Origin of the sequence: Sporosarcina soli, assembly GCF_042655805.1 — a bacterium.
In the GTDB taxonomy this organism is placed as follows: domain Bacteria; phylum Bacillota; class Bacilli; order Bacillales_A; family Planococcaceae; genus Sporosarcina; species Sporosarcina soli.
Genome location: NZ_JBHSNO010000018.1, coordinates 96,930 through 105,798 on the forward strand (window position 1 = coordinate 96,930; position 8,869 = coordinate 105,798).

Genomic DNA, 8,869 nt, shown 5'->3' on the forward strand with positions numbered 1-8,869 from the left:
TTCCCGAATTGCTATTTGACAATTCCCCTTACATACTAAACAATTCACCCCTCTTGTATGTCTGGAAACGCTTTCAACACACTTTCTCGCCTACATGTAACTTGCATGTACCATACAAGTTGAATTTCAGATTATAACGCCTATTCGAAATTGTCAATACCTAGTTTTCTTTTTCATATTTTTAATAAACTATTTTTCGCTATCAAAAACACAAATAAACCAGATTCCAATAACAATCACGATCTGTTTTGGAACCTGGTGCTTTTCACTCCCGATTATTCTCTTTCTCATGTTGCTCGGACAGTTTCATATAGTCCCTTAACTTAGCTGTCACTCTACCAAAGACAGTGTTTTCTTCGTATTCCCCCTCCACGTTCATTCGCCCTGCAGGGATTCCTGTTAATAGTTCAATGCCTTCTTCAACTGTTTTCACTTCGTAAATATGGAAGTTTCCTTCTTTTACAGCTTCGATGACTTCCTCTTTTAACATCAGGTTTTTCACATTTTGATGGGGGATTAAGACGCCTTGTTTACCCGTCAGGCCTTTGTTTTGGCAAACTTTGAAAAAACCTTCTATTTTTTCATTGACGCCACCGATCGGTTGGATTTCTCCTTTTTGGTTGACTGAACCGGTCACGGCAAGCCCTTGTTCAATTGGCAGTTCCGCTAAACTAGAAAGCAGTGCATACAATTCCGTGCTTGAAGCGCTATCGCCATCCACTCCACCATAAGACTGTTCAAAAGCAATATGAGCAGTTAACGTTAAAGGATGTTGCTGGGCAAATTTTTGGCCTAAGTACCCACCCAGAATATAAATGCCTTTATTATGAATATTACCGCCCAATTTACTTTCTCTTTCGATATTAATAATGCCGTTTTTCCCGACAAATGTCGTTGCAGTAATTCTTGATGGTTTCCCAAAGCTATACTGCCCCAGATTATAGATGGCTAAGCCGTTCACTTGTCCGATTTCTGCCCCGTCGATATCGATTAAGATGGAGCCTTCCTGTATACTTTCCTGCAATTTTTCTTCGTACAAGCTGGAACGGTATTCTTTTTCTTCAATCGCCTTGATGACATGTTTTGCCGAAACAAGCTCGTCTCCCATCATATTTGCCCACGTATCCGCCTCATAGATCGTCTCGACTTGTTGGTTGAAACGAGTAGATAATTTGTTTTGGTCACCCGCAAGCCTCAAGCTGTATTCCATCATTTTTGCGACAGCGGTCCGGTCAAAATGGCGCAAATCATGCTCCTTACAATGGGTATGGATAAAACTCGCAAACCTCGCCATATTTTCCGTACTGTAATCCATCACCACATCGAAATCCGCTCTAATTTTAAACAGCTTGCTGAAATCTTCTTCATGCTGATAGAGCAATTGATAGGTTTCCATATTGCCGATAATGATCACTTTGACATGCAGCGGAATCGGGTCCGGATTGAGAGACGTGACCGTGATTAACCCCGAATGTTCTCCAAGATTTTCGATTTGTAGTTTATGATTTAATAAAGCTCTTTTCAACCCTTCCCAAGCGTAACTTTTGGAAAACAAATCTTTCGCTTGAACAATAATATAGCCTCCGTTGGCATAATGAAGGAATCCTGGTTTGATTTTCGTGAAATCCGTGCTCATGATTCCCATTCGATTCTCGAATTCGACCTTCCCTATTAAATTATAATAGGTAGGATTATCCGCAACAATGACAGGGGACCCCTTCGTTTCACTATTATCAACGAGCAAGTTGATCGCATATTTCGTATAAGTCCGATCTCGACTTTTTCTTTGTGTTAGCTCTCCAAAGGCATTCGTCTCTTTTGCTTGCTCATCCTGCAGAAAATCTTCAATATGATTGACGATATCCCCTTCTACAGCAACAAAATAGGCGATCACATCCGAGCAATCCTTAAACTTCTTCTTCACTTCTTCCATATGATATTCAGTAGCAGTCAATGCAATTTTTTTATCCAATTTCTCCAATGCCATCTTCGTTTCTTTTTCCATAACACGTAGCGCGTTTGTAGAATCCAATATTTTTTCCTGGAGCAATGCCGATTTGCGATCGATCTCTTTCAGTTGCTCACTCGTCATAGTGCGGTACGTTTCTTCATTCATCGGCTTCCCTTCCATGACGGGAAGCGTAATAATACTAGCGCCGGATTGTCGAATGATAAAACCATATTCGGCTGCAATTTTGTTTACTTCTTGATAGATTTCCCCTCTTTTTTCTTGCAAGTCCCGAAGAATGGAAGACCGTTCTTTTTGGTAATTTTCTTCATTGAACGCCAGCGGAATATCCGTCTTTAAATTCTCAATCAGGTTTTTCATATCATTTTGCAAAACTTTCCCTATCCCTACTGGCAACTTTAAAATTTTTGGCTTATAACCATCTTCAAAGTTATTCACATAGCACCAGTCAAATAGTTTCGCATCTTTTTTTGCAATCTCATGGACCAAGGATTTTGTAAAGGTCGTTTTTCCTGTCCCCGCAATCCCAGAAACATACAAATTATAACCCGACTTATCAACATGTAAACCAAATTCCATCACTGCTCTGCCACGTTCTTGACCGACGATATTCGTCAACTCCGGCACCTGTTCCGTTGTTTCAAATTCAAACTTTGTGGAATCTACCGTTCTTTTTAATAAACTAGGTGATAAAGAAACTTTCTTTTGAATTGGCTTTCCATTTCTTTTATCATCCATTCGGATCATCCTTTTGTAAAATAGTCAGTACTGTTGTCTTCATCACAAAGTACCTATTCCTCCGATTAGGTCTTCAGTACTTCTATACCCAAAAAATAACTTATCAAGCATCTTAATAAAAAAACAGCAGGAGCTCGTCCCTGCTGTAGAATGTTTCGTATCAATAACCTGAGTCTTCGGATGTCAGGTTATCCAACATCGTATAGTCGTATTTTTGTAATGGTTTTTCGGCGGGACCTTCAATCACTTCTCCGGTAAATGAAAATCTGGAACCATGGCAAGGACAATCCCAAGTACGTTCACCGTTGTTCCATTCGACTTCACATCCGATATGGGTACAGGTCGTATCCACGATATGCAATTTTCCTTCTTCATCTTTATATGCGCCTTTTCTATGCCCGTCCAATGTAATAACCGCACCTTCGCCTTTGGATAGATCTTCAGGTTTGGTTTTTGGTGAATCAAGCTTCCCTTTTATCAATTGACCGACAACGTTAGCATTTTCCTTAAAGAAGTTCTTCAAACTTGGATGTGCATAGAAACGTGAAGGCGTATATAACTTTTCAAAGTTGTTCTCATAGCCCATGATAATATCCCGGAACAACAGTGCAGCTGCAGTTCCATTGGTCATTCCCCATTTGCGGAAACCAGTCGCAATCAAGATATTCGGTTGCCCGGAGGTCAGCTCACCGATATAAGGCAATTTGTCTAGTGTAATCAGATCCTGGGCCGACCACCGATAGACTATTTCTTTCAGTCCAAAAACTTCCTCGCCAAACTGCTCCAGCGCCTTGTAATGTTCCATCGTCTCGATTCCTTGCCCCGTCTTATGGTTTTCCCCGACAATCAGTACCATTTCCTCACCATTGATGGTTACAGATCGAAGGGAACGTGTCGGTTCATCAGCACTGATATAAATCCCACCCGGGTATTGCTTATTTGCTTTCACAGCAAGCGCATAAGATCGATCCGCATGCATCCTCGTCGAATAAAGCCCTGCCCCCTCGTAAAATGGAAAATGCGTACATGTGAGGACATGATCGGCAGTTATTCGTACGTCTTCTTTGGTCAGTACAACAGGTTGCTCACCCGTTTCAACATTGACCGCTGTTGTGTTCTCAAAGACGAGACCACCTTTTTCCTTGATGGTTTGAAGGAGATGGACTAAATATTTGGTCGGGTGGAATTGCGCTTGTTTTTTCATGACAAGCGCATTTTGTATCGCGATGTCAAAAGGGATACTGTCAACCAAGCCCCCTTCAATCCCGATCTTTTCATAGGCTTCCGCCTCTTTTTCAATCTTTCGTGCATATTTCTCGGTTGTAGCGTATATGTACGCATCTTGCTGACTAAAATCACAGTCAATTTTATGTCGGTCCACGGTTTCTTTAATAAAACGAAGTGCTTCCATGTTCGCTTCATAGTATAAACGTGCATTGCTTCTCCCAATATTATGGATGAATTCATCGTAGATGAGATCATGTTGTGCAGTGATTTTGGCGGTCGTATGGCCCGTCGTCCCGTTCAACACTTCCCCCGCTTCAATAATGGCGACCTTCAAGCCTTCATTCACTAACAGGTAAGCGGATGTGATTCCCGTAATACCTGCCCCTATAATAATGACGTCAACTTGAATATCCTCCTCTAAACTTGGAAACTTCGAAAAATCAATACCTGTCCTCCAATACGATTCAGGATGCTGTGGCAACTTTCCATTTTCAGTCACAATAAATCCTCCATTCGACTCTAAGCTAATAGTAGGATTCCCATCCGGCATCAGACTTAAACAGGAAACGGTACCGGGTTCTCGTTGTTGACTTAAAACTAGGTACCGTTAATAGACAGCTTCACAAAACGGCGTGTGTAGAGTCCTGCCACATGCCTCCCAATCAATAAGATATAACTAACTCATATTCACTTTTCTGTTCATTATACTTATAAAGTTGAAATAGACCACTTGAAGTCGGCACACTCGTTATTTGGGCATAATAAAGTTCCGATCCCCCAGCATCAAAACCGATCATTCCATTTTGCTGTAAATGGTAATTTGCAATCGGAAGATTTTCTCTATTTGTAGCAATTCCTTTCCAAACTTCTTTATAACCTTGTGGTGTATATCGAACGACGTGATGATCCGATTGCCATATTCCAGTCCCGCCACCGCCACCACCAGTTACAACAAGTATTTGATTATTTGATGAGCCTCCTACAACTTTGACCCCTTCTACAAACTGTTCATTAACATATACTTCTTGATACTGATCACCCTTTTTTTCGTAAATGACAAACATAGCATTAACCGCACTGATATTTATAAAGGCTGCAATTTGTTCTTCACTTTTGGAACGTTTCATATTGATCTTCAGCATCGAAATATCTTCACGTTTGATGGAATCAGGGTATCGAAATTTCGCCTGAATGGAATAACCAATATGGTACCAACGTGAGTACCTCCCCTTTATCCGTATATGATGTAAATAGATATTGGCCAACTGCGACCATTTCTAAGTTATGAGGAAAACAACATTACGGTTCATCCATTTTATGAAATTCACCGAACTCTATCCCAAAGCTCAAAACTACTCAGGTCAGTATCCTAGCCCGAGTGTTTTTGATAACATTTGATTGAATTACAATCAATTACGCCTCGGCGTAATTGCGTCCGGATTTTGAATTGCGAATTGAACAGCGAAGGGTTCGATTTGCCGTATTTCTGCGTTTTTTGTGAAAATTAAGGCACTTAGATAAACGCAATTAACTCCTTTCAAAATCCGTGACATCCGCCGGAGGCTTAACTTGATTCAGCCCGGGTTTGAACCCCCACTGAATGGAATGCATATCTAGCATTCATCCCGCCACTTATAGAAGTGGGGGACTTCTGCTGAATCATGTTAAAAAGATCGACAGCAAGGCTATTCCCGACCATTCCCAACTGGTGGACGTTCTGGACTTCCATGGCTGTTCCCGGTTTCCGGTTGCTTTTGCTGATTGTGATCTTCCTTCGATTGTTTAACTGTTGGGCTTTGATTTCCCTTGTTGGCGTTTTTAAGATCCGGGGTAGGATGAGATGGTTTCTCCTTTTCTGTCGGAGAAGACTTGAATCGTTCCTCCTGCCCCTTATTCGGTTTTGGATCAGATTTCTTTAGTTTTGGCTCTTGAAGTTCCTTTGGTTCCTTCTGATTTTCATTTCCATTGTTTTTCTGATTTGAAAGTGTAGTAGGAACCGATTGTTGAGGCACTTCTTGGTCTCTTGGCTGATTCCTTGAATTTGTTTTTTCGTCGTGTTCGATTTTGGTAGAAGGTTTCTTTTCATCCACCGGCGGACCTTGTTGACTCGCCTTGAATTTATGAATAGACATGTCATGTTGATTCGCCAGCACTCTTTCTTCCAAAGTGCTTCCGGAAATTTCCCAGGCCAATTCTTTATGTGCACCGCGAACCTCCTGAACCGCACTACCAACAATCCTTTCCACTTTATGTTGTTTTTCGGAACTGGTAAAGATTGTTGTGAGAATTACTGGCACATCACTGGTCTCTATCACTAATTTCTTCACGGCCGTGTCCAACACTTGACTGAAAGTTCGGCCTTTCCAATTGGTAAGCTTGTCTTCTTGTTCATCAGACGCATCATTCAAATAGCGTAAGGTAATGACCTTTCCTGCCTGATTGATACCAAGTTCCAATGCTATGCCCGCTTCCAATTGAACATAAGCCATCACTTTATCATTTATGGGAATTAAAGATGCGACGATGAATAAGAGAAGCACTGCGGCAATCAAAACTGCGCCTGCGAATTGTGGCTTTACTTTTCCAGCAAAAAGAGGAGGTGTAAAAACCGGATGAAAGTCGACTTCTTCTCCAATATCCGGTGATCCACCAATTGGAATCCCTCGTAGAAAATTGCCTTTTTCCGTTAGGAACACAGTATATTTATTTTTCCTTTCGCAAACAACGCCTCTGTATGTCCGCATCATATAAGTTCCCCTTTTATATATTCCTTTATGTATACAAAGTGACCAGTAAGCAGTAGCGTTAAAGCGATGATATATTTACGATGCCGCTCAATCGTCTTTCTTGAAACCTCGACAGTCGATTCAAGTTCCCTAATCGGCAATTTATGATTCGCCATAAGATAAGAAAGGAATTCTGGTGTTTCCACGATGATTTGCGCAATCTGAATGGCTGTCTTCTTTGAAGCAGCATGTTTCGGAGACAACCTGGCAAGCTCTTGGAATGATAAACCAAAGTCCTTCAGAAGTTCGGTATATTCCATAATCTCTTCACGACGTTCCAACGCTTGTTGCTCACTCGAATAGGATGCAATCGATGCTTGATCAAATACATAACATTCGGCATCAGAAGCTGCCGTTTCATCCTCGCCTTTCAATAAATGAATCGTACTAGTTCTTATTGCTTCTTTACGAAAATGATCGACCATTCTTCTCTTCATTATTAAATGTGAAAATGTCGTTAACGAAGCGTTGTCTTTCGGATTGAACTGTAATACCGCCTCATGAAAGCCGCTCATAGCGATACTAAATTCGTCATCATGCTCATCCACAAATCGTTTGCAGACAAAAGAAGCCGTTTTTTTTATGTACGGAGTAAATGCGATAAGAAGGTCGTCCATAACCTTCTTATCACCACTCTTTGCCTTCAATACAAGCTCATTCAATGCTGTATCAGACTTCTTATTGAATATTCCTTGTATGATAGACAAAAGCATACATCTCCCTCCGTTCCCATTAGACCAGTGTTTTTGATTTTAATGGGTGCAACGGAAAATGAAAAGTAGTTTGCTGGGACTTCATCCGTTATTCTTTTCTTTTTCCATTTGCTTTTGTTGCTCTTTATTCGCTTTACGTTCTGTTTTTAACGCTTCACGCTCTGCTTTTTGAGTTGCTTTCAATTCTTTTCTTTGTTCTCTGTGCTGTGCATTTTGTTCGGCTTGAGGCGCTTTTTCCTGTTTCACTTTAGCGGGCTTCTCCTGTTTCGCTGGTGCTTCTTGCTCAACCGCTTCTTCTTTCACCTTTGGCTGTTCCGAAGCAACTGTTTCAGGTTTCTCAGGCGTTTCAAGCTCAGGCTGTTCACCAGTTTCCGCTTCTGACTGCTTAGCTTCCCATTTTTCAATGGAACGCTCCATATTACGTTTAATGGAAGCCTTTGCGGTTGGATTTTGAACCTGTTCATAGGCAATTCCAAGTGCAACAAGATTTCCAGCAGTATACCCTTCCGGAATTTCTGGTAGCATATTTGCCTCTGCACCTGTTTCTTCATCTTCCTTAACTTTTTCCTCCACCTTATCCTCTTTACTTACGTTTTCCGCTTCAGGCAATTCCACAATTTCAGTTGGATCTTCCACGACATCAGTAGCGGAATCTTTTACAAGTCGGCCCAAATCAATTGGTTCATCCGCCCATGCATAGCTTGTCCCTGTTACTGTCAACCCTGCAATCAGCAATACTGCACCTGTTTGTTTCCATTTCTTTTGCATTCTAAATCACCTCAACATGTTTTTGCCCTTTTATGGGCATACCAGTTATTCGTATGGAATTCTTTTTTTGTGGGGGTCGAAAAAAAGAAAAGTCGGTGATATGAATCACTGACTTTTCTTCAAGTTTCTGTTATTCACCTAAGTAAGCAGATAGCATCCAAATATGTGTATCCACTTTCACCAATAAGCCGACAGCGAGATCATTAATGACATCGTCTTCTTGTTGGGCTGAGAGTTCAGCTAATGCCTTCAGCTCTTGTTTCAGATGCTTGTAATCATCGACAAGGCTTGCAACCATTTCATCGGCACCGCTTTCTCCTTTTGTTTCTTCCAAAGTCGCAAGGTTCAAGTATTCCTTCATCGTCGCAACTGGCGTTCCACCACTTGCGAGAAGTCTTTCTGCTACCTCATCGACAACAGTGGCTGATTCATTATAGAGTTCCTCGAATTTTTCATGAAGAGTGAAGAAATGCGGTCCTTTTACAAACCAATGATAACGATGAAGCTTCGTATAAAGGACACTCCAGTTTGCGATTTGAATATTTAGTGCTGTTTGTAATTTTTCCATTAAATAATTCCCCCTCAAATGACCTTATATTCATTATAACAAATTCTATATAATAATCAATACTAAATTATAATAATTATAAACTATAGACGATATTCTT

7 protein-coding genes are annotated in these 8,869 nt (G+C 41.0%); all 7 read right to left on the reverse strand.

The window, feature by feature from the left end:
• Positions 1 to 265: 265 nt before the first annotated feature.
• The 7 genes from ACFPRA_RS23545 to ACFPRA_RS23575 all read right to left on the reverse strand — a co-directional run bounded on the left by ACFPRA_RS23545 (position 266) and on the right by ACFPRA_RS23575 (position 8,769).
• Positions 266 to 2,707 (reverse strand): Lon protease family protein, encoded by a 2,442-nt coding sequence (locus ACFPRA_RS23545; RefSeq protein ID WP_381440220.1) that lies wholly within the window; start codon positions 2,705 to 2,707, stop codon positions 266 to 268.
• Positions 2,708 to 2,867: 160 nt separating this feature from the next.
• Positions 2,868 to 4,484, reverse strand: a complete 1,617-nt coding sequence (locus ACFPRA_RS23550) for an FAD-dependent oxidoreductase (protein WP_381440222.1) — start codon at positions 4,482 to 4,484, stop codon at positions 2,868 to 2,870.
• Between the two features lie 112 nt (positions 4,485 to 4,596).
• Entirely contained in the window at positions 4,597 to 5,076 is a 480-nt protein-coding gene (locus ACFPRA_RS23555; RefSeq protein WP_381440224.1) for a hypothetical protein, read from the reverse strand.
• 543 nt (positions 5,077 to 5,619) lie between these two features.
• Complete coding sequence (locus ACFPRA_RS23560; RefSeq protein ID WP_381440226.1) at positions 5,620 to 6,678, reverse strand: anti-sigma factor domain-containing protein; 1,059 nt, start codon at positions 6,676 to 6,678, stop codon at positions 5,620 to 5,622.
• Entirely contained in the window at positions 6,678 to 7,433 is a 756-nt protein-coding gene (sigI, locus tag ACFPRA_RS23565) for an RNA polymerase sigma-I factor (RefSeq protein ID WP_381440228.1), read from the reverse strand. Before sigI ends, ACFPRA_RS23560 begins: the two co-directional genes overlap by 1 nt.
• Positions 7,434 to 7,514: 81 nt before the next feature.
• Positions 7,515 to 8,201 carry a hypothetical protein gene (locus ACFPRA_RS23570; protein ID WP_381440230.1) on the reverse strand — a complete coding sequence of 229 codons (687 nt, stop codon included), beginning with the start codon at positions 8,199 to 8,201 and terminating at the stop codon, positions 7,515 to 7,517.
• Positions 8,202 to 8,331: 130 nt separating this feature from the next.
• The gene (locus tag ACFPRA_RS23575; RefSeq protein WP_381440232.1) at positions 8,332 to 8,769 is read right to left on the reverse strand and encodes a Dps family protein; all 438 of its coding nucleotides are present in this window, start codon (positions 8,767 to 8,769) and stop codon (positions 8,332 to 8,334) included.
• Positions 8,770 to 8,869 lie beyond the last annotated feature (100 nt).

Coding starts and splice junctions, on each gene's coding strand:
- ACFPRA_RS23545 (WP_381440220.1), bottom strand. CDS start 2,707: ATGGATGATAAAAGAAATGGAAAGCCAATTCAAAAGAAAGTTTCTTTA.
- ACFPRA_RS23550 (WP_381440222.1), bottom strand. CDS start 4,484: ATGCCGGATGGGAATCCTACTATTAGCTTAGAGTCGAATGGAGGATTT.
- ACFPRA_RS23555 (WP_381440224.1), bottom strand. CDS start 5,076: ATGCTGAAGATCAATATGAAACGTTCCAAAAGTGAAGAACAAATTGCA.
- ACFPRA_RS23560 (WP_381440226.1), bottom strand. CDS start 6,678: ATGCGGACATACAGAGGCGTTGTTTGCGAAAGGAAAAATAAATATACT.
- sigI (WP_381440228.1), bottom strand. CDS start 7,433: ATGCTTTTGTCTATCATACAAGGAATATTCAATAAGAAGTCTGATACA.
- ACFPRA_RS23570 (WP_381440230.1), bottom strand. CDS start 8,201: ATGCAAAAGAAATGGAAACAAACAGGTGCAGTATTGCTGATTGCAGGG.
- ACFPRA_RS23575 (WP_381440232.1), bottom strand. CDS start 8,769: ATGGAAAAATTACAAACAGCACTAAATATTCAAATCGCAAACTGGAGT.